Raw genomic sequence first — 21,203 nt, forward strand, 5'->3', positions numbered from 1 at the left:
CATTTGATTGTTCGATTCATCCGATCATTTAATTCCCTCGTCCTCGGCCTCCGTCGAAATCCCGAGTTACATTCTACATTAAACCAGCGAAGAAGACTAAGAAATATAAACAATTGTTGATTTGTGTTGATTTGGTATCGATGCTATTGGACGCGACGGTAGCGCTATATACATCCAATACTAACACGGTAAATAAGGATGTTCGACCGGATTCGAGAGGACATAGAGACCGCATTTGCGAGAGACCCGGCAGCCAAGAGCGTTCCCGAGGTTCTCCTCTGCTATCCTGGGCTGCACGCGATCTGGCTCTACCGTATTGCGCACGCTCTTTGGGAAGAGGACTTCTTGCTCGCCGGACGATTCCTCTCACACGTGGCGCGATTTCTCACCGGCGTCGAGATCCACCCTGGTGCCGAGATCGGCGACCGATTTTTCATCGATCACGGTGCTGGCGTCGTGATCGGTGAAACAGCAGAGATCGGCGACGACGTAATGTTATATCATGGTGTCACGCTGGGTGGTGATTCTATCGAACCAGAGAAACGCCATCCGACGCTCAAAGACGACGTGACTATCGGCGCGAATGCGACGCTTCTCGGACCGATCACGATCGGGCGGAAATCAAGTGTCGGATCTGGATCGGTCGTCCTCGAATCCGTTCCCCCGAACTGCACCGTCGTCGGTGTCCCCGCAGAACTCGTCGGCGATTGTGGAACAGACTACCTCGCAGAAGTGAGAGAGGATTTCGGGGAGTAACACTGGCTGATTGTCGGACGGTCTGAGATTATATCCAAACCAAATCCTGCTCTGAGGCAGTTCAGCGCTCTTGATGTGTTATGACCGTTTCTCTCTCTGGGTTGATTGTCACGAGACGTCCTATCGGAAGCGGTGCGATGGGTGTTGTGTGTCCCCAGTCGAGACCGAGAACAACAGGGGCATCGGGATTGTATCGTTCGACTTGTTCGGTGATCGCTTTACGAACACGCTCTCGGTAGGCTTCTCGCGTTTCGAGCGGTGGTTCTTCGAGGAAACTCCGTCCAGGGATACGGCCAACCAGCACGGCTGCAAAGCGCTCGAGCAGTCCCCGTTCACCGAGGCACATGAGCGTTGCTGCGACGTCCACTGGGCTCGGGAGATTTTCTGCAGTTTCGATGGCGAGCACCGCACCGTCGAGCTCGTCCGGTGAAGGGAGATACCGATCGGTTGCGCAGTGCCACTCCACGATGGTTCGGTTGCCACCCCAGAGACGGCCTGTGACGGACCGATCGCTACCTTCCCACCGCCATCCGGGGTTCGATTCGTACGCTGGAGTAAAATCGAGTGCCGCTGGATCGTCCCAATCTGCCGGCTCGTCCGTCCATTCTGGTGCCGGTTCGAACGCGCCAATGACATCCTCGAAGAACGCCCGTCGACAGTAACGCTCCGTGTACGCTGGCAGTTCGCCGGGAACAGCGAGCTCGTTCATCAACTGCGCACCGTTGTACGAGACAATCCCACAGTTCCAGAGGACGAGCGAGAGATTTGAGTTGTCACTCATTCCGTAGAATCGTGTTGGGTGTTCACAGAAGACTGTTGAGTCGAGATAGTCGAGTACTTGTAGCTGATCCCATCCACCGATCGTTGCGAAGATCCCCGTTATCTCGGGATCTTCGAATGCCGAGTGAATGTCCACAGCACGCGCTCGTGGATTGTCGGCGAGAAACGCATCGCTCTGGCGAGCCGTCGGATACACGATGGGGTTGAGGTCGAACACCGTTCGGAGCCGATCGAGAGCGAGTTCAAGAACGTGAGGTGCATTCCGTGCTCCGCCACTCGATGGTGCGATAACTGCGACACTATCACCAGGCGTCATGGCAGGAGGTGTGCAGAACGACATAGCTACGGTTAGGAGTCACTATGTTGAGAAAAGCGTTGTCGACGAGAGAAGCATCATAACGTATATCATGATCGCTCGTTCTGTTTGTGTTATTCCTCGCTCAGTGAGGTTGTAGATGTAGACCGCGGTGTGGATTGTGCGTTATCGCGTCGACAGTTCTCTATTTCGCGCCGCCCCCTGAATCAGCGTCTCTGCGATATTGCCACCATATTCTGACGTTCGTCGCACGCTGTCGAGGAGGAGACCAAGTAGATACCGATCGGGAATTTCGCTGTCGTACAGCCGTCGGTCGAGTTGGTCGAGGTCATCCCCCAAGTTATCGCGGTCATCGAGTGCTCGATAGGCCATCTCGATGTCCGTTCCGCCAAGAAGAACGCTCGATGCGTCTTTGACTGTGGCGCGCGCCTCGCGCGCAACGGCACCGATCTCCTCCATGATCGACTGTGGTGGATCATCGAGTCGAGATGAGATGGTCGCTATCTTCTCTGCGTGATCTGCAACACGTTCGAGCTGTCGTGCAATCGTATAGTAATCAGCAATCGTCGGACGGTCAATACCGAGTTGATCGATCTCCTGAAGGTCGGACAACGCCCGTTGATAGTGGCGACTCACCATACCGAACAGTCGATCGACTTCGTCGTCACGCTCACAGACGCGGGCAGCGAGCTCTTCATCATCCTCAATCACGGCGGTCACGGCCCGTTCGTGCATCGCAAGCGTGATGCGCTGAAGCTGGATCACCGTCTGGCGAATGGAGACATCGTTGGTGTTGAGCAAACTCTGGAGCGTGATCACATCATCTGATTCCGAGACGATTTCGAGACCAACGAGACCGCTCGCTGCCATCGTGACTGCGTTGCGCTGTGACACCTCGAACCCACCAACCGCGGTGAGCGTGAACGAGTCAAAACCCGCAGCGTAGAACGCTCGGACGGTACGAGAGATATCGTCCTCGTCGAGATGATCGACGCTGACGCGAGACTCGCGCTTGCCGTTTTGCGTGGGACTCGGACGCACCAACAGCGAGCCGTCGCTGTGCGGGTAGAGATACATCCGTGCTCCCGATTCGAGACCATGCTCTTTTGCCCACTGTTTTGGCAGCGACACCGTAAACGTCGATCCACCCGTCAGCTGAATTTTGCGTGTTTCCATTATTGGGAGTTGTATTCTGCACGTCGGATCACAGAGGGATCGCCACTCTGGTGTCCGTGCTGCTTTTGAGTGTTGTTCTGTCTCACAGTTAGCCGAATTTACCGGTGATGTAGTCTTCGACACGCTGGCTTTCGGGATTCTCGAAGATCTTTTGGGTACTATCAAATTCGACGAGCTCTCCCCCCGTGAGGAAGACGGCGGTCTTATCGGAGATGCGAGCGGCTTGCTGCATGTTGTGAGTGACAATCACCACAGTGTACTCTTCGGCTAAATTGTCGATTAGGTCCTCGATCTTCGAGGTCGCAACGGGATCGAGCGCACTCGCGGGCTCATCCATCAAGAGCACCTCGGGATCTGGGGCAATAGCGCGAGCAATACAGAGACGCTGTTGTTGTCCACCGGAAAGCTCGAGTCCGGATTCGTCCAATCGATCGGAGACTTCATCCCACAGCGCCGCACGTTTGAGTGACTGCTCGACGATCTTATCGTAGTCGCCGTTTTTGTCCTGTATCTCCAAACCGTACGCGACATTGTCGTAGATGCTTTTCGGAAACGGATTTGGTTTCTGAAAGACCATCCCGACACGTCGGCGCAATGCGACGGGATCGATGTTGTCATCGTATACGTTCACTCCCTGAAGATGGAGCTGTCCTTCGATTCGGCAGGTATCGATGAGATCGTTCATTCGGTTAATACACCGAAGAAACGTCGATTTGCCACAACCGGATGGCCCGATCATCGCTGTGACACGATGTTTGGGAATCTCCATCGTGATGTCGTTGAGCGCCTGATCGTCGTCGTACCAAACGTTGATGTTCTCCGTCCGGATGATTGGTGTGGCTTGCATGGTTGCCCCTGCGTCATCGACACCGTCTCTGACATCTGTCTCGATCAACCTCTCGTCGTTCGCGTCACCCGTATTCGATACGAGCTCTTGTTCTAATTCTTCGTTAGTCATCTTTTAATTTTCTCTCTGGTATCTATTTCGAAGGAGAATTGCGATAGAATTCATCGCCAGAAGAACGGCGACGAGCACGACTACTCCGGCGGGAACAGCCTTTTGATAGAACGGTTCACTGGCGAAATAGCTCGCCCACGCGTACACTTGGAGCGGCATTGCGCTCACCTTCGAGGATAGTTCGGTCGGGAGGCTGAACACGACGTTCGGTGCGCCGATCATGATCAACGGCGCGGTTTCACCAATGGCTCTCCCGAGTGCGAGGATCGTTCCCGTGAGGATGCCGGGAAACGCACGCGGCAGCACGACGTTCCGAACGGTTTGTCCGCGGGTTGCGCCCATTCCGTAGGATGCTTGGCGCATCTCGTTGGGAACCGACCGGATCGCTTCTCGCGCCGAAATGATGATGATCGGGAGAATCAGAAGCGATAGAGTCGCCCCACCGATCAGCACTGTCCCTGGTGGCTGGCCGAGATAGGTGACGAAGATACCGAGTCCAAGCAGTCCATAAACGACTGATGGCACGCCTGCGAGATTAGAGATATTGACATCGATAATGCGGGTGAAACGGTTGTCGGGGGCGTACTCTTCGAGGTAGATGGCAGCACCGACTCCGAGCGGGAACGAGAGCACGACGACGGTGACCATCAGCAGGATCGATCCGCCAATCGCCTGGTACAGTCCTGCGTCTTCTGCTGTGCCGCTGTGCGGGCTGGTGAGGAACTGCCAGTCGACCCACGATTGTGGTCCGGCAAAGCCCGCGAATTCGACGACGAACGCACCGAGCAGCACGCCACCGAAGATTACAGCCGTCAGCAAGAGTCCGATTCGATCCTGTGGGCGAGTGATTGCAGAACCGACGACGTACGCACCGATCGGGACGACCGCCACTGACGCTAACACCGTCGCTGGAAGCGGATCGATTCCGATCTGTGGACCGATGAATGCCGCCACGATGACCGCTCCAAGCGCAAGCCCTCCAGCAACCAGTTTCGTACGCTCCTCTCCAATCTGAACAGCGTATCGTTCGACGATTACAGCGACTGCAAGGCCAAGCGTCAGTGTGATCATCAGCCAGTCGGTGAAGACGAGCGGAAACTCCTGAACGAATGTAGCAATGCTCGGAATTACTTGTGAGATACCGAGTTCAGAGCCGACCGGACCGGGAAGACCGAACAGTGAGAAATAAAACAGGCCTGCCGTCATCCCGAGTCGAGTGAGGAATGGCACACGTCGGTCGAACCGTTCAATGCCGATGACGAGCGCAGTGGGGACAGCGATCGCAATACTGTAGGCAAACCACATCAGCGGTGGGACGATATCGATGAAAATCATCGCAAATCCGCTGGCGAACATGAGCGCAACAACAAACAGTCCGACGACGGTCGCACCGAACTTGAACGCGTCCACGTTCCGCCAGTAAAGATAGCTCCCGACGATTATCGTCGGGAGAACGAACGTCACAAAGAATGTAAGAAGCCAACCGGAATCGGCTGTCGTCGGTTGAATCGCGTCGTTTAGGACGTAGATGAGTAGAATTGTCAGTACAACGAGACCGAATAGCGTCGCGGCAAGTAGCACGTACCGGAAAATGGTACCGACCGTCCGACTGACGTGACCGAACCCGTCTGCGTACCCGGAGTCGACGTCAGTGTCCGTGTTGGTGTCCATCGACATCTCAGTACTCCTCCCTGTAGTGTCGTGCGATGAGATCGCTGACGATGTTCATTGTGAGTGTAATGACAAACAACGTGAGACCGATTGCGAAGAGACTCCGATACGCCAAACCACCACCAGTCGTATCTCCCGTCAGTAAGCTCACCATTGCGGCTGTCATCGGTAGCGCTCCTTCGAGATAAGACGCCGGATCAAGCGGATTGAGATAGTTCGCCTGCGCGCCCGCGGCGATGGTCACGGCCATCGTCTCGCCGATCGCACGAGAGAGTGCAAGAATAAAGGATGAGAAGATTCCAGAGAGTGCGGCTGGTACGACGATTCCCGTCGAGACGTCGAATTTCGTCGCGCCCATTCCGTAGCCAGCCTGCCGGAGTTCGTCAGGAACCGCCGACATCGCATCCTCACTGATCGAAGCGACCATCGGGATGATCATGATACCGACAACGATGCTTGCTGATAGCAGATTGAACGTACCGATGTCGGGGAAGACGATCTCTAGTGCGGGTGTGATGTAGATGACCGCAAAGAATCCGTAGACGACCGTCGGAATGCCAGCGAGAACCTCAAGAGCAGGTTTCAGTACTGCCCGCAACTGCGGGCGTGCGTATTCACTCAAGTAGATTGCTGTCGCCACACCGAGTGGCATTGCGATGGCTGCCGAGCCGATCGTTATCATCAGCGTTGCCGAGACGAGGGTAAGCACGCCGAACTGTTCGTTGTTAATTATCCATTCCTTTCCTGTGAGAAAATCGACAATTGAGGCGGTCGGTCCTTCGACGCCCAGTAGTGGGGCCGTTAGTTCGAAAAACTTCGCCGCCTCGGTAACGAGGAGGACGATAATACTGAGCGTCGTCAGAATCGACAGTGATGCACAGAGAAAGAAAAACGACCGCATTAGGAGCTCAGAAGCGGAATTTTCCGTGTTCCTCGTCAGATCTGTCTGTATATCGCTTCCATTCATGTCAAATCACGGTCGTTCCGCTTGGTTTTGAAATAACTAACCATTCTACGTTTCCGACTGGCTCAACCCTGTTTGGCTTCGCTGATGGCTGATTCGAGCTTTTTCATCTGCTCTTCCTGCTGGCTGCTGTCGAGGGGAACGTATCCAACCTCGTCGGCAACGATCTTCTTGTTAGTCGCGTTCTCGATCCAGAACTTAGCGAATTCGGCGACGTGCTCCTCCGCCAGCGACTCCTTCGATGGGTAGGTGAACAGCGGACGGGAAAGTGGCGTGTACTTGCCGGATTTTGCTGTTTCAAGTGACGGATCGACACAGCCGTTGCCGTCGTCGATACCCAGTGCTTTCACCGCGTCTTTGTTCTCGCTGTAGTACGCGAATCCGAGGTACCCAATTGCGTTCTTCGAGCCTTTCACGCCCTGGATGATCTGGCGGTCTTGCTCGGTCGCTGAGTAGTCCTGACGGTGACCGGGACCTTCTTCGCCGAGAATTGCCTCGATGAAGTAGTCGTACGTACCTGATGCGTCGGTTGGGCCGTACAGTTCGAGGTCTTCATCAGGCCAATCGGAGTTGATATCCTTCCAGGTCTTTGGCTTGGTTTCGGCCGACCAGATCTTTTTGAGCTGCTCGACAGTGAGGCAGTCGACCCAATTGGCTTCTTTGTTAACGACGACAGTCAGCGCGTCCGTTGCAACGTTTAGCTCAACTGGATTGACGTTGTTGCCTTGGCAGTTCGACGTCTCTTCTTCCTTGATCGGTCGAGAAGCGTTGTTGAAATCGGTCCGTCCTGGACAAAAGTGATTCTCGAAGCCACCACCGGATCCAGTTGACTGGATGTTGATCTTGACCTGCGAGTGCTCCTTTTTGAACCGCTCGCCCATCGCAGTCGCGAGTGGGAATACGGTCGAACTTCCAGCGATGTCGATCGTACCCGACAGCTGGCCGCTACTTCCGCCTTCAGTGGTGCTTTCTCCACTACCGCTATCCATGTCGTCGGTGGAGTCTCCGCTGCCTTTTGTTTCAGTGCTATTACTACCGCTGTTATCATTATTAAGACAGCCTGCAACGAGAACAGTTCCGGCAGCTCCGGATGCAAGTAGAAACTCTCTTCTCGATGGGGTGTCGTGGATGTCAGGTACGCCTGTCATCAATTATGATCATTACAACGATGGTAAAGTAGCTATATATGTCTGATATGTCTATCAATATTTAGCTACGTACAGATAATTTCGATGGAGAGTACAATGTATTAGTACATACTACATATAGAGCGTATGTACGGCTCAGTAGCGGTATGGATTGAACTATCTGTGGCTTGCGCGAAAATCGAGCGTGTGACTGTCTAACGAAATAGATGTCGTTGGGTATCTTCTTGGGTTCGTATGGTGAATCACAGCCTCGAACAGGTCCAGTGGTCCGTCATCGAATACATTCTCTGGGCGCTTCTTTCAGTGTGCTCCCTCAGAGCACTTGTTGGTCGTCAGCACAGATTTCAGAGCCACTTCCATATGGAGCCATCAGCGTAACCAAACAAGATCAGTCAGTAATCAGTAGTCAGTAGTGAAGCACACTGTAGGGTGCTGTGTCTGTATTGTGATCTATTCCTATATAATGTGATTGAGAATCAGTCAGACAGAGACTATCAGCCGTTGAACCAGAGTGGCTCGGGTGTCTCCATTCGTCCCTACTTGTCTCACCCTATCCTCTATCGGTCCATTTGAGCAGTAGTAGCGTTGCTTCGAAGAGGACCACCATCGAGCCGGCAACGATGATCGGGGCCATTCCGGTCGGGTCGGGGTTGGTGACGAAGGCAAGGCCAAGGAAGCCACCCCAGAAGTACAGTCGGCGGTCGGTGAGCCATTCTCTGCTTGTGACACCCATCATAACGCCGAGCATAATGAACAGCGGTATTTGGAAGATGAGCGCGAAAAAGCCCATCAGGAGGAGCATCAATCCGAAGGTGTCTGATAGTCCGAATGCGATTTCGGCGGCTCCCTGTGAATAGCCGAGGAAATAGATGAAGATGAGTGGGAGGACGACCAGAAAGGCGAACGCGACACCGAGTCCTGCGAGTATGAGGCTCGTCGGAATTGCTGCAATGTAGTAGCGTCGCTCTCGTGGGTAAAGCCCTGGCCGCATGAACAGATACGTTTCATAGACAAACACTGGGAGCGCGATAACGAATCCAGCGAGCGTTGCGACCTTCAAGCGCGCAAGCACGAGCGCGAGCGGACGATACACTCGTGGACGAACGACGCCTGCACTTGCTGTATCGAGAATCGAATACCAGATGAAGTTGATGAGCCGATCGGCAAACGGGAAGGCAATGGCACTCACAATAGCCATCACCACGACGACGACCAGCACCCGACGGACCATCTCTTCGATGTGGTCGCTGAGGGGCATTTCTTGATCCTCAGTCGGCCCGCTCGGGACGAGTGCATCGTCATTACTCGTCGGTTTTGGCACGTCAGTTTCGGTCTTCTTCGGCGTGAGTGTGCCCCCGTCGGATTTTGTCGGGGTGTGTGCCTCATTCGATCTATACGATCCTCCCGCTCCCGAAGCTGAGGTCGCCGATTTGTCGGAGTTCGAATGATCAGTTGAAGCTCCCGCGGTCGTCGGCGCTGGATCGGGTGCAGGTTCAGGCTCGGACTGAGAGCTCTCCTGTTTGTTGGTGTCCGTCTTCGAATCAGACGACGGATCTTGTTTCCATGGAACGTCGGATCCAGGTCCCCATTGAGTCTCGTTTTTCGAACTCTGCTTACTCGAAGACGGTTCGTTCGTTGTCTTCGAACTGCTCGATCCAGTGGACCGATTTCGTCGACTGGACGGTTTGTTAGAGCTACTTGATCCAGTGGATCGATTTTTGTGACTGGACGGTTTGTTAGAGCTACTTGATCCAGTGGATCGATTTTTGTGACTGGACGGTTTGTTAGAGCTGCTCGATCCAGTGGACCGATTTTTGTGACTGGATGGTTTGTTAGAGCTGCTCGATCCAGTGGACCGATTTTTGTGACTGGATGGTTTGTTAGAGCTGCTCGATCCAGTGGACCGATTTTTGTGACTGGATGGTTTGTTAGAGCCACTTGATCCAGTGGACCGATTTCGTCGACTGGACGGTTTATTTGAGCTGCTCGATCCAGTGGACCGATTTTTGTGACTGGATGGTTTGTTAGAGCCACTTGATCCAGTGGACCGATTTCGTCGACTGGACGGTTTATTTGAGCTACTCGTTCCAGTGGATCGATTTTTGTGACTGGATGGTTTGTTAGAGCCACTTGATCCAGTGGACCGATTTCGTCGACTGGACGGTTTATTTGAGCTACTCGTTCCAGTGGATCGGTCACGCCGACTGGACGGTTTATTTGAGCTACTTGATCCAGTGGATCGATTTTTGTGACTGGACGGTTTATCGGAGCTGCTCGATCCAGTGGATCGGTCACGCCGACTGGATGGTTTGTTAGAGCTACTTGATCCAGTGGATCGGTCACGCCGACTGGATGGTTTGTTAGAGCTGCTCGATCCAGTGGACCGATTTCGTCGACTGGACGGTTTATCGGAGCTGCTCGATCCGGTCGATCGGTCACGACGACTAGATGGTTTGTTTGAACCAGTTGAGTCAGCAGTGCTTTCTCTGGAAGTGCCCGAATTTGGAGTATGTCCCCGTTTGCTTGAGCGGTTGCGGTCGGTCCGTCTGTTTGTCCCTTGGGTGCTTCGATTCTTCGGATCTGGATTGCCACGGGGACCGCCGCTCACACCATTTTCTTCATCCTCTTCGGAAAAGACGAAATCTTCCTCGGACTCATCGGGGAAAACGAAATCACCATCTTCGGAATCTTCTTCGTCAGATGGGGTCTGCCACGACTCATCCGAGTCCGGTGGCTGACCATACGGCCTGCGTCCGTCGTCTTCACCCATTACGGTACTCTCATATCCCATCGATTGTAAGCCTTCTCACCCGATACCACAACGACAATTCACTTTTCTTTGGTTGATGGTCTTCCTCTGCTTATTCACATTACAATTATTGAATATCGATGGATAACAGCGCTTGCTGGCTGTATTCCGGCCAATTTGATCCATCTGTTAGGTGGCATAACGATTGATAGATACTGTGTTGCGGATGGATTAGTCAGATTTCAATTTGTTTATAGATAGATATAAACAAACTCACGGACGGTGAAACCTTGCGATCTATCCGAATTAGCAACTCATATGGTCAGTTAATAATATCAGAAATAGTTGGCACCCATGTTAGTTTAACGAAATGTTCAGCAAGTGTTTACCGCTCACGATGTATCGTCGTAGACTGCTATAGAGAACGTCGGTACGAGTGAATCCATATCGGAATCGTCCATAGATATCAACAGAGTGGTCTTGGATCCAGACCCATCTCATCAAGCGTCTGGGCGTACTCCTCGTAGGCTGTTTCGATGATACTGATGGCTGCGGCCTCGGCTTGGTGTTTTTCCGTATCTGTTTCACAAACGGTTTCGAGTAGCATTGCACCGTCCATCACGGCTGCATCAGTCTCTGCACGAATGGTACGGAACAGATCCGCCGTCGATTCGTCTGCCTCGTTGATGAAGAAGTTGATTGTCTGGAGGAGCGTACGCGAACTCACTAATGGCCGTCCCACCATGCCCGCCGCGACGCGCTCTTGTGTCGTTTCGAGCGCGCGAAGCTCCCGATGTACAGCGTCGGCTTCTGGATCTGGGTGGTTGTTCAAATACTCCGACTCCTCGCTATCAATGTTTTTGAGTCGAGTGATGATCCGTTCTGCGTGATCATCTTCCTGTGATGCGGTCCGCTCGAACGCCGCACGCGCGTTCTCGTCTGATTCATCGACAACCCACGCTTCGAACGTCGCTTTTGCACGCTGTTCGACCAGTATTGCTTCTTTAAGCACGCGAGTGGTTTCGAGTTCGGCATCCGTCGTGGCGATGAGTGCTTTCTCGCTCCCGAGGCGCTCGAGTTCCGTTGCACACGCCGAATTTACCTGCTCTACGAACGCATCGGCATCCATACTCCATCAAATACCTCTGAAAAGAAATACGCCACGGTGGTTATAGGAGTCGCATTGCGTACTCTGTAACATGGATCAAGAAAAACCTGACTCGGACTCTGACGCTGCTTCTTCGTCTGATTCGGGGTCTCTTGTTGGATCGATCACCGCCGAGGAACTTCGGCAATGGCTCGATACTGATGAGCCAACGTTGCTCGATATTCGCAATCGTGATGAGGTCGAAGCGTGGCGAATCGAGGGCGCGGATCGAACCGAAATCCCCTATATGCGGTTTCTCAGTGCCTCAGTGACTAATTCTGTCGAGGAGCTTGCTGCTGACATCGATCAGCCAGTCGTAGTCGTCTGTCCACGTGGAGAAGAAAGTGCATCTGTCGTCGAGATGCTGCATCAAGTAGGGATTGAAGCCGTGAACCTCACTGGTGGAATGCACAGTTGGGCACAACTCTACGAGGGATTCACACTCGACACAGAGCCAGTCCTGATCCAGTACGACCGGCCGTCAAGTGGCTGTCTATCGTATCTCCTCGTGAGCGACGGTGAAGCAGCCGTTATCGACCCACTACGAGCGTTCGTCGATCGGTATCGAGCCGACGCTGCTGAACATGGTGGAACTCTCGTCTCTGCTATTGATACACACCTCCACGCTGACCACATCAGCGGGCTCTCCCTGCTGGCCGAACAGAGCGAAAGCGTCGAACCGATCGTCTCCACGAAAACAGCGATGCGGGGCGTCGAGCGTGTATCGACAGTTGATGCTGGAGAACCCATCACCGTCGGAACAACGTCTATCGAACCAATCGCCGCACCGGGTCACACGAGCGGGATGACCGCGTTGTACGTGGCAGATCTTGATCTGCTTTTAACTGGTGATGGGCTTTTCATCGAACACGTCCCACGTCCCGATCTCGAAGCCGATGCTGCTGACGTTCGGGACGCTGCACGCACACTCTACCGGACGCTCACCGATCGGTTCGCGCGATTCGACGACGAAACACGCATTGTGCCGGGCCACTACGATCCTTCGAACACAGAACGACCACACATCGCCCGTCTCGGTGACGTCCGTGACCTCTCTGTCTTTGATATGACCGAAGCAGCGTTCGTTGACAGCGTTCTCAATGACATGCCGCCCCGGCCGAACAACTACGAACGGATCATTGACATCAACTGCGGGACAGAAGTAGCCGAGGATGAAGCCTTCGAACTCGAACTCGGGCCAAACAACTGCGCCGCTGGATCGACGAGTAACTGATGAGCGACATCGAGTGGATGCGAACGCGAATTTCTGCGTATCTTCTGAACGACCATCCCAGACTCATTCAGACAGTATTGACGTGTGCAGACGCGACTGCTGCATCTCGTCCCGACGGATTCTCAGTTGCTGATGGTCCTGCAGACCTACTTTGTGAACAGCTTGAGCGATCAAATGTCATCAAACAACTCCCCAGCGTTCTCGCGGGCGCAGTCAACCAGCTGAATAGCTCCCTCACGACCGAGCCGGTCGCAGCACCACCGTACGTCGTAGTAACGAACGTCGGTCCCGTTATGCGTGCGACAGTCGACAATCGGCGGCTCGTCATTACTATCGAGGCTTTTCACATCGAACGAAACTCCCATCGATACGTTCGTACGACGAATGTTCCAGAAGAAGCCCTCACCATCGAACTCCCCGAACAGCCGTGAACCTCGTGAGTGGTTTTTCCGTGATTCTGGACCAATCTAGTCCCAGAAACCGACACGACTCGTTAGTTTCATTGCCCTACATGAGCTACGGCGAAGGGAGATAATCGATGGATGTCTTCGATGCTACAGTTACTGCTGGGATATCTTGGGATGGGGGGAAATCGGGAGCGAGAATGGAAACAGCACTGATTCAAGCGATCCTTCGCCGGGTCGGTGGGCGACAGTTCAGACGTGCGATGTCTGTTCCTCTCGATGTTTGTCTCGATTCTCCAGACCAGATCTCGGGGAACGTGGACGCTCGTATCCATAACACCCGATTCTGTCTCCACAGTACGTCCGATGCGTCTTCGATCTCTGACCTGAGATCAGATGGATCTAGAAGTGTTGAACCGCCGTCGAACGATGCGACCATTCGACGCAGAGGCTGTCTGTGAGCGCTCCGATCATCTCCGTTGTCAGTCTTCTCGTTGCGCTCTTTCTCGTGTTCCTCAACGGGTTGTTCGTGGCAGCGGAGTTCGCATTCGTGCGCGTTCGCCCAAACCAGATACGAGCACGTGTCGAGGAGGGTAAACCCTCCGCGACGGTGGTCAAGGAAGCTGTCGATAACCTCGATGACTACCTCGCAGTCTGTCAGCTCGGAATCACTATTTCCTCACTTGGACTTGGGTGGATCGGCGGGCCGGCCGTGGCAGCACTCATCAGCCCAGTGTTGGAACCGACGTTAGCTTCGGAAAGCGTCCATATCGTTGCTGTTGCGATCGGCTTTTCGCTTATCACGTTCTTGCACGTGACTTTCGGCGAACTCGCTCCGAAGACGTTCTCCATTCAGGACGCCGAAACGATTTCGTTCCTCGTCGCGCCACCGATGAAGTTCTTCTACTATCTCTTCATGCCGGGTGTGATTTTCTTCAACGGCACTGCCAACGCCTTCACGCGAATGCTTGGTTATCCACCAGCGTCCGAGACGGAAGAAACACACACCGAGGAGGATATTCGGGCGCTCATCGCGCGGTCGCGCGAGCAGGGAATGGTCGAAGCAGACGAAGAGGAGATGATCGAGGGCGTCTTCGAACTAAACGATACCTCTGCCCGGGAAATCATGACTCCTCGACCGGACGTAGAGACCTTCTCCGCAGATATGCCGTTGGAGACGCTCCTCGCGGAGACTGCTGAGCAGAATCACACGTGCTATCCGGTTCTGAACCGGGACGACGGCGAGCAAGTTCTCGGCTCTGTTCACGTTGAAGATATGCTGCGGGCCGCTGTTGCAGACGAAGGAGCGCCGATTACAGCCCGTGATCTCCTTCGCGATGTTCTCACAGTCCCAGAGAACCGACATATCGACGATCTCTTGGCTGATCTTCAAGAACGAGAGGTTCAGATGGCTATGGTGTTCGATGAGTGGGGATCATTCGAGGGAATCGTGACTGTCGAAGACATTCTCGAGAAGATCGTCGGCGAAATCAGAGACGAATTTGACACCGAAGAGGAGGAGCCATCGATCGATAGCCGCGATACCGGTGGTTACACCATCGATGGGCGCGTCCCGATCCAACGCCTCAACACAACTCTCGATGCTGACTTCGAGAGCAAGAGTTTCGAAACGACAGGAGGATTGGTCCTCGATCAGTTAGGACGCGCACCCGAACCCGATGACAGGGTTGAACTAGACGGCTACGTTTTGCACGTCGATAAGGTGGATGGCACCCGCATCTCGACCGTGATCGCAGAAGAAACCAAAATCAACGAACAGAACGAACAATAGACGGAGCCCTCCGAGTAGTTTCTGGATTCCGACAGTCCGATTTTCTCGGTAAGTTCACACCGCGCTTTTCATTCTATTATGCAGGGTTCCATTTTCCTTATGGCAATTCAGACCGTTCACATATCTGTGACTCTTGTATGAGATTAGATGATAAGACAGTCTTCATCACTGGAGCAGGCGGTGGAATCGGTAGCGAGACCGCACGAAAATGTGCTGAGATGGGTGCACGCGTCATCGTGACGGACATAGATAGCGCTGCAGCTGAGCGGACTGTAGAATCACTCGACGAAGCAGAGAACGACGCCGTTTATCACACGCTCGATGTAACTAATGTCGATCAGTTCCACGATCTTGTGACAGCGACAGCCAACGAGTACGGTCTCGATGTGCTTGTGAACAACGCTGGCATCGGTCATCCCTCGGCGAAGATCGAAGAGATTGACGAAGACGTTCGTGATCTGGTGGTCTCCGTCAACATCAACGGCGTCTGGAACGGATGCCACGCGGCTTTACCGATAATGAAATCGCAAGGCTACGGTTCGATTGTCAACGTCGCATCACTTGCAGGCGTGATCGGACTCCCATCACAGGCGGTCTATTCGCTTACGAAGGGTGCAGTGATCAATTTCACGCGCGCTGTGGCTGCCGAAAGTGGTCCAAGCGGTGTGCGTATCAACGCAGTTTGTCCAGGCTTCATCGACGCTGGAATTGGCAAACAGTTTTTCGAAACACACGATGACCCAGCTGCGGCACGCAAGCGCATGGAAGCGCAGTATCCATTGAAACGGCTTGGGAACCCTGATGAGGTCGCAGCAGCGATCTGCTTTTTAGCGAGCGACGAAGCATCGTACATCACCGGCCACGATCTCATCATCGACGGTGGCTATTCGATTTCGTAGCTGTGGCCACGTGCGTCCTATCAGACGAGCAGCGATAGCCCAGCAACAACGCGAAACTCGATAGAGGAGACGTACTCAGATTCAGATTCAGATTCAGATGCGGGTGCGGGTATTACTCTCGTCGTCCGTCGTGGCCCGGGTAGTCGCGTTCGAATCGTTCTTCCAGTTCTCGCTGGCTAATCTCGATAATGACCGGTCGGCCGTGTGGGCAGGCGTATGGGTTCTCACAGTCATCGAGCGTGCGGAGGAGATCGATGATCGATCCTTCAGTCAGTGACGTGTTCCCCGTGATTGAAGGGTAGCAAGCAAGATCCGAGAGGAGGTCATCAGCCGCTGCCTCGACTGTGCTCGCGCTGTCGCCGGTGACGAACGCCGTTAAGAGATCGCGGACGAGCGTCGGTCCGACAGACCCTGCGAGCAGACCGGGGACAGTCCGAACCTCAGCGACCCGCTCCTCAACGAGTGATGCGTGAAATCCGAGTTGGGCAAGCGCGTCCACGTACTCCTCGAAGAGGGTCGCCTCTCGTGCTGTGAGTTCGAGGCGTACTGGCTCTGCGAGTGCCTGTGCGGTCGTTTCCTCTGCAAACTCTCGCTTCAATCGCTCGTAATTGACTCGTTCGTCGGCCGCGTGCTGGTCGATGAGCACCAGTCCGTCGTCTGTCTCTGCGATGAGATACGTGTCGTGAATCTGGCCAAGTACGCGCAATGATGGGAGACGATCGAACTCCGATGTCGGTTCCGGTGCATCGTCGCCCAGTCGCGTCTGGGTCGTCGAACGACGAAATCGACGCTCCTGCTCAAAGCTGTCACTGTCCTCGGTAGAGCCACTCTCAATACTGGTACTGATGTGGGGATCACTCTCGGTACTGGTCCTGCTCTCCGTTGATTGTGCTTGTTGGTTTGTTCTGACGTCCGTGCTCGTACCCGTTGCCTCTGTTCTTTCAGCTTCTCCTGACTCGTTTCCTTCCTGCTCGGTCACCGGCGCGTTCTGCCCGGCGCTTTGTCTACTCGGTTCGATCTCGGACGGCTCGGTCTCAGACGGTACGGTTTCAGTCTCGGATACTGTCGGTGCACTTTCTTGGCTCCGTTTGGGATCTGATTCGTTCTCGTCCGTTCTCTTCTCCCTCCCACCTTTCTCGTCTCTGTCGGTTGATTCTCCCGTGGTGCTGTCAGACGATTGCTCTCGATCCAGATCCTCATCTGTCGATTCCTGACCTGGTTCGAGTTCGGTCTGTTTGGGTGCTGATCGTCCGCGTGGTGCACTCGAACGAATTAATCCAGCGTCCAGCAGCGCATTTTCGACCGCGTATCGAACTTGCTCTCTCGCTTTGGTTTCGTCTGCAAAGCGCACCTCTAGCTTTCTGGGATGGACGTTCACGTCGACCTGTTCCGGATCGAGATCCAGCACAACGACAGCGAACGGATATCGATCCGGCGCGAGTTGCGATCCGTACGCCTCGATAATCGCCTCGCGCACTGCTCGCGCTGTGACGTACCGTCCGTTGACAAATGCCGTGCAGTACTCACGGCTTGCGCGGTTCGTCTCTGGATGACTCACCAGCCCCTCGATCTCAGTGAGTGGTCCATCGGGAAGGTCATCATCGGAGAGATCGATCATCGCGCTCGCCACCTCGCGGCCGTAGACGGCCATCACTGTTCCTTGCAGATCTCCCCGTCCGCTCGTCGAAAAGCGCTCCCGTCCGTCGTGTTCGAGGGTGAACGACACGCCGGGATTCGAAAGCGCATAGCCAGTCACGACGCGCTGGATGTGATCGAATTCGGTGCTCTCTTGCTTCAGATATTTGCGCCGCGCAGGAACGTTGTAGAAGAGGTCCGTCACCTCGACGGTCGTTCCCTCAGGACAGCCCGCTGGACCAACGTGTGTCCGTTCGCCGCCTTCGATACGAACTTCGGTGCCTCGGGTCCCATCACGTGGCTTTGTCGTTACTGTCACCCGCGACACCGCGCTGATTGCGTGTAGCGCCTCGCCTCGAAATCCGAGCGTCCGGACACCTGCTTCGAGATCGTTGATGTCGTCGATCTTGCTGGTCGTATGCTTCTCGACCGCCCGTTTTGCGTCCGCTTCCGTCATTCCGGTGCCGTCATCGCTCACCTGAATTCGCTCTGTTCCCCCTGCTTCGACAGCGACTGTCACGCGTGATGCGTCTGCATCGAGACTGTTCTCGATGAGTTCCTTGACCGCAGACGCAGGACGTTCGACCACCTCCCCAGCAGCGATGCGCTCGATCGTCCGATCATCGAGTTCGTGAATGCGCTCGTCCTGTTCGTCACTCATCGATCATCCGCCTCCTCAAATTCCGTCCTTCGATTCGTGTACCCCACGGCGAGTGTGAGAGCGTGTTCGACTCACGAGCGAACGTCGACAGCCTCCTCACACAGTCACCAGTAGCCATTGGACGCATACACGGGGGAAGGACGTATCAATCCAATGCTGACCGGGATGAGCATGATCTCTGAGCTCAAAAAACGAAACGGACATCACGCGATCGCTACTCTGACGTTATTTGGCTTCGTTGTCCCCATTGCTGTCAACGGACGTCAGGCTACTCCTCTAACTGCTCTTGCCACTGCTTCACTTTTCCCATCAAGTCGACGGGCGATTCTTCGTTTACGTTTACACCCTCTAACGCCTCCAGCACCGCCTTTTTGTCCGGGTCCAACGACGCATCGTCGCCACCGTCTGCGCTTGTCCGGCGGAACTGTCCCGACCCGAGGTCGAAGACGACCTGTTGTGTATCATCGCCCGTGCTCTCACCACCGCGCACGTTAATGGCCTTGTCCTCACGGAGCCGCCTGAGGACGGTCCGAGCACGATCCACAACCGGCTCTGGTACGCTCGCCAATTCGGCGACGTGGACTCCGTACGACCGATCAGCAGGGCCGTCGTCGATCGTCCAGAGGAACGTCACATCCCCATCTCGGTCCTCGGCGGCCATGTGGACGTTGTGAACGCCCGGAAGTCGATCCGCGAGATCGGTCAGCTCGTGATAGTGTGTGGCGAACAGCGTTTTCGATTTGATCTGGTTGTGAAGATACTCCGTTGCGGCCCACGCGATGGATATCCCATCGTAGGTCGCGGTGCCACGGCCGACCTCGTCGAGAATGACGAGTGAGTCCTCTGTCGCTGAATGGAGGATGTTCGATAGCTCTTGCATTTCGACCATGAACGTCGAACGGCCCTGCGCGAGTTCATCGAGCGCACCGACGCGAGTGTAGATTCCGTCGACGAGACCGATTGTCGCGCTGTGTGCGGGGATAAAGCTCCCGATCTGGGCGAGAAGGACGATCAACGCTGTCTGTCGCATATACGTTGATTTCCCGCTCATGTTCGGTCCCGTCACGACGAGAAAGCGCCAATCCTCGGTCATCGACAGATCGTTCGGGACGAACTCGGTCTGTGTTTCCACGACGGGATGGCGGCCGGTTTCGATATCGATCGGACCGGGGGCTGTGAGTGTCGGCTGCGTCCAGTCGTGGCGCACGGCGTGGACAGCGAGACCCATCAGCGTATCGAGCTCTGCGAGTGCCCGTCCCACGTCCTGTAGCAGGCTCGCCTGTTCGGCTGCCTGTGTTCGCAGTTCTTCGAAGAGTTCGTACTCCAACTCACCGCGTTGCTCTTCGAGGCGGAGGATGTCGCGTTCGTGTTCGCGGAGGTCGTCGGTGACGTACCGCTGGGAGTTTTTGAGCGTCTTGATTCCCTCGTACTCCTCTGGAACGTTCGCTGTCTCCGATTTTGGCACCTGAATGTAGTAGCCGTCGGTCTTGTTGCGATCGACCGTGAGTCGTCCGATGTTGTGACGGTTCTGTTCGCGTTCTGCGAGTGTCTCGATCCATTCAGTGGCTCCCTCGTGTTCCTCGATGAGTGCATCGAGTTCGTCGTCGAACCCTTTCCGGATCAGTCCCCCTTGGGTGAGCGTCTGCGGTGGGTCTTCGGCGAGTGCGTCTTCGAGCGCAGTGTGGAGATCTGCTGCTGCCGTGCGGTCCGGGCGCGTAATGATGTCTGAAAGCGGCGACCCAGCCAGCCGATTTGTCCGTTCGATGCGCTCGCCTACTTGTGGCAACAGTGCGAGCGTGTCCCGCATTCGGAGGAGATCATGTGCGTCCGCGCTTCCCGAGACTGATCGACTGGCGAGTCGTTCGAGATCAGAGACGTTTCCGAGCAACTCGCGCAGTTCCTCGCGGACCATTGCGGTCTCACAGAGCGCAGCAATACACGCCTGACGGCGTTCAAGCTCGCCACGAGATCGTCGCGGTCGGGTGAGCCACTCCTTCAGGAGTCTCCCACCGGCGCTTGTCACTGTGTGGTCGATCGTCTCGAACAGTGATTTCCCGGACCCAGTCATCGTCTCGGCCAGCTCGAGATTTCGTTGCGTCGTCGCATCCAACTCGACGTGGTCGTCCGCCTGATAGCGCTGTAGCCGCGTCACGGCCGCGAGTGCGCCCATCCCTGTCTCTTCGATGTACGATAGCGAAGCCCCAGCCGCCCGGATTGCCGCTTCGTTTTCGAGACCGACGCTCGCTTCGATCTCCCCGAACTGCTCGCGCACGGTGTGTCGCGCCCGTCCGGGTTCGAAGGCAGCTGTTGCGTGCAGTGTGCTGTTCGTTTCGACACGCTCGTGCAGTCGTTCGAGGAGACGGTCGTTTCCACGGACGTCGGGTCCCGGGAGAACCTCTGTCGGGGTGAACCGATAGCACTCGGTGAGCACACTATCCTCTTCGGAGACCGTTGTAACGTGGAACTGACCGGTCGTGATATCGACGAACGCGAGACCGTATTCGTCCTCATCTGTCCGTCCTTCAGAGCCTCCTTCGACGATGGCCGCGAGATACTGTGCGTCTTCTGTCGTCGTTTCGAGTAGCGTCCCCGGAGTTACGACCCGCGTTATCGAGCGCTCATGGCCGTTCTCGGTTTCGTGTTGGTCCGCAACAGCGACCCGGTAGCCGCGCTCGACCAGTCCACTCACGTAGGGCGTGAGATCGTCCACCGGAACACCTGCCATCTTGTACGTCTTCCCACCGCTCGACCGTTCTGAAACCTTCAAATCGAGTTCCTGACCGACCGTCACCGCGTCCTCGTGAAAGAATTCGTAGAAATCACCCATCTGCATCGCCAGCAAGTCGGCTTCTGACTCGCGTTTCAACGCGAGATACTCGCCGACGATTCCCTCCGCAGTCATACCATTTCTGT

At 55.0% G+C, this 21,203-nt stretch carries 16 protein-coding genes; 6 read left to right on the forward strand and 10 right to left on the reverse strand.

Features of this window, described 5'->3' with window-relative positions; genetic code table 11:
- Nucleotides 1–198 precede the first annotated feature (198 nt).
- On the forward strand, nucleotides 199–756 hold the full coding sequence (cysE, locus tag MW898_RS00400; RefSeq protein ID WP_248903532.1) for a serine O-acetyltransferase: 558 nt from the start codon (nucleotides 199–201) through the stop codon (nucleotides 754–756).
- A 61-nt stretch (nucleotides 757–817) separates the two neighbouring features.
- Here the strand turns inward: cysE and MW898_RS00405 are convergent, their stop codons facing one another.
- The 7 genes from MW898_RS00405 to tatC all read right to left on the reverse strand — a co-directional run bounded on the left by MW898_RS00405 (nucleotide 818) and on the right by tatC (nucleotide 9,090).
- Entirely contained in the window at nucleotides 818–1,876 is a 1,059-nt protein-coding gene (locus MW898_RS00405; protein ID WP_248903534.1) for a S66 family peptidase, read from the reverse strand.
- Between the two features lie 141 nt (nucleotides 1,877–2,017).
- Nucleotides 2,018–3,028, reverse strand: a complete 1,011-nt coding sequence (locus MW898_RS00410) for a phosphate uptake regulator PhoU (protein WP_248903536.1) — start codon at nucleotides 3,026–3,028, stop codon at nucleotides 2,018–2,020.
- Nucleotides 3,029–3,116: 88 nt separating this feature from the next.
- Nucleotides 3,117–3,986: a phosphate ABC transporter ATP-binding protein PstB gene (gene pstB / locus MW898_RS00415; RefSeq protein WP_248903538.1), complete on the reverse strand. Its 870-nt coding sequence runs from the start codon at nucleotides 3,984–3,986 to the stop codon at nucleotides 3,117–3,119.
- A 3-nt stretch (nucleotides 3,987–3,989) separates the two neighbouring features.
- Nucleotides 3,990–5,663, reverse strand: coding sequence for a phosphate ABC transporter permease PstA (pstA, locus tag MW898_RS00420; protein WP_248903540.1), 1,674 nt, complete (start codon nucleotides 5,661–5,663; stop codon nucleotides 3,990–3,992).
- A 1-nt stretch (nucleotide 5,664) separates the two neighbouring features.
- Nucleotides 5,665–6,624: a phosphate ABC transporter permease subunit PstC gene (gene pstC / locus MW898_RS00425; protein WP_248903542.1), complete on the reverse strand. Its 960-nt coding sequence runs from the start codon at nucleotides 6,622–6,624 to the stop codon at nucleotides 5,665–5,667.
- A gap of 62 nt (nucleotides 6,625–6,686) precedes the next feature.
- Nucleotides 6,687–7,769: a PstS family phosphate ABC transporter substrate-binding protein gene (locus MW898_RS00430; RefSeq protein WP_248903544.1), complete on the reverse strand. Its 1,083-nt coding sequence runs from the start codon at nucleotides 7,767–7,769 to the stop codon at nucleotides 6,687–6,689.
- A gap of 550 nt (nucleotides 7,770–8,319) precedes the next feature.
- The gene (gene tatC, locus MW898_RS00435; protein WP_309242222.1) at nucleotides 8,320–9,090 is read right to left on the reverse strand and encodes a twin-arginine translocase subunit TatC; all 771 of its coding nucleotides are present in this window, start codon (nucleotides 9,088–9,090) and stop codon (nucleotides 8,320–8,322) included.
- A 1,236-nt stretch (nucleotides 9,091–10,326) separates the two neighbouring features.
- Here tatC and MW898_RS00440 point away from each other — a divergent pair.
- The gene (locus MW898_RS00440) at nucleotides 10,327–10,569 is read left to right on the forward strand and encodes a hypothetical protein (RefSeq protein WP_248903546.1); all 243 of its coding nucleotides are present in this window, start codon (nucleotides 10,327–10,329) and stop codon (nucleotides 10,567–10,569) included.
- A gap of 415 nt (nucleotides 10,570–10,984) precedes the next feature.
- Here the strand turns inward: MW898_RS00440 and MW898_RS00445 are convergent, their stop codons facing one another.
- Nucleotides 10,985–11,647 (reverse strand): rubrerythrin family protein, encoded by a 663-nt coding sequence (locus tag MW898_RS00445; RefSeq protein WP_248903557.1) that lies wholly within the window; start codon nucleotides 11,645–11,647, stop codon nucleotides 10,985–10,987.
- A gap of 70 nt (nucleotides 11,648–11,717) precedes the next feature.
- Between MW898_RS00445 and MW898_RS00450 the strand changes: the two genes are divergently transcribed.
- The 4 genes from MW898_RS00450 to MW898_RS00465 all read left to right on the forward strand — a co-directional run bounded on the left by MW898_RS00450 (nucleotide 11,718) and on the right by MW898_RS00465 (nucleotide 15,994).
- Entirely contained in the window at nucleotides 11,718–12,899 is a 1,182-nt protein-coding gene (locus MW898_RS00450; protein WP_248903559.1) for an MBL fold metallo-hydrolase, read from the forward strand.
- Nucleotides 12,899–13,330, forward strand: coding sequence for a DUF7988 family protein (locus MW898_RS00455; protein WP_248903561.1), 432 nt, complete (start codon nucleotides 12,899–12,901; stop codon nucleotides 13,328–13,330). The genes MW898_RS00450 and MW898_RS00455 overlap by 1 nt, the downstream gene beginning before the upstream one ends.
- A 430-nt stretch (nucleotides 13,331–13,760) precedes the next feature.
- The gene (locus MW898_RS00460; RefSeq protein ID WP_248903563.1) at nucleotides 13,761–15,095 is read left to right on the forward strand and encodes a hemolysin family protein; all 1,335 of its coding nucleotides are present in this window, start codon (nucleotides 13,761–13,763) and stop codon (nucleotides 15,093–15,095) included.
- Between the two features lie 137 nt (nucleotides 15,096–15,232).
- Nucleotides 15,233–15,994, forward strand: a complete 762-nt coding sequence (locus tag MW898_RS00465; RefSeq protein WP_248903565.1) for an SDR family NAD(P)-dependent oxidoreductase — start codon at nucleotides 15,233–15,235, stop codon at nucleotides 15,992–15,994.
- A gap of 112 nt (nucleotides 15,995–16,106) precedes the next feature.
- Here MW898_RS00465 and mutL read toward each other — a convergent pair whose 3' ends face one another.
- Nucleotides 16,107–18,290, reverse strand: a complete 2,184-nt coding sequence (mutL, locus tag MW898_RS00470) for a DNA mismatch repair endonuclease MutL (RefSeq protein ID WP_248903567.1) — start codon at nucleotides 18,288–18,290, stop codon at nucleotides 16,107–16,109.
- A 268-nt stretch (nucleotides 18,291–18,558) separates the two neighbouring features.
- A complete protein-coding gene (gene mutS, locus MW898_RS00475) occupies nucleotides 18,559–21,192 on the reverse strand; it encodes a DNA mismatch repair protein MutS (RefSeq protein WP_248903569.1) in 2,634 nt (877 codons plus the stop codon).
- Nucleotides 21,193–21,203 lie beyond the last annotated feature (11 nt).

The sequence above is a fragment of the Halocatena marina genome (genome assembly GCF_023276375.1).
GTDB lineage: Archaea > Halobacteriota > Halobacteria > Halobacteriales > Haloarculaceae > Halocatena > Halocatena marina.

Excerpts from the sequence above, each read along its gene's own strand:
- cysE (WP_248903532.1), top strand. The coding sequence starts at position 199 with ATGTTCGACCGGATTCGAGAGGACATAGAGACCGCATTTGCGAGAGAC.
- MW898_RS00405 (WP_248903534.1), bottom strand. The coding sequence starts at position 1,876 with ATGTCGTTCTGCACACCTCCTGCCATGACGCCTGGTGATAGTGTCGCA.
- MW898_RS00410 (WP_248903536.1), bottom strand. The coding sequence starts at position 3,028 with ATGGAAACACGCAAAATTCAGCTGACGGGTGGATCGACGTTTACGGTG.
- pstB (WP_248903538.1), bottom strand. The coding sequence starts at position 3,986 with ATGACTAACGAAGAATTAGAACAAGAGCTCGTATCGAATACGGGTGAC.
- pstA (WP_248903540.1), bottom strand. The coding sequence starts at position 5,663 with ATGTCGATGGACACCAACACGGACACTGACGTCGACTCCGGGTACGCA.
- pstC (WP_248903542.1), bottom strand. The coding sequence starts at position 6,624 with ATGAATGGAAGCGATATACAGACAGATCTGACGAGGAACACGGAAAAT.
- MW898_RS00430 (WP_248903544.1), bottom strand. The coding sequence starts at position 7,769 with ATGACAGGCGTACCTGACATCCACGACACCCCATCGAGAAGAGAGTTT.
- MW898_RS00445 (WP_248903557.1), bottom strand. The coding sequence starts at position 11,647 with ATGGATGCCGATGCGTTCGTAGAGCAGGTAAATTCGGCGTGTGCAACG.
- MW898_RS00450 (WP_248903559.1), top strand. The coding sequence starts at position 11,718 with ATGGATCAAGAAAAACCTGACTCGGACTCTGACGCTGCTTCTTCGTCT.
- MW898_RS00455 (WP_248903561.1), top strand. The coding sequence starts at position 12,899 with ATGAGCGACATCGAGTGGATGCGAACGCGAATTTCTGCGTATCTTCTG.
- MW898_RS00465 (WP_248903565.1), top strand. The coding sequence starts at position 15,233 with ATGAGATTAGATGATAAGACAGTCTTCATCACTGGAGCAGGCGGTGGA.
- mutL (WP_248903567.1), bottom strand. The coding sequence starts at position 18,290 with ATGAGTGACGAACAGGACGAGCGCATTCACGAACTCGATGATCGGACG.
- mutS (WP_248903569.1), bottom strand. The coding sequence starts at position 21,192 with ATGACTGCGGAGGGAATCGTCGGCGAGTATCTCGCGTTGAAACGCGAG.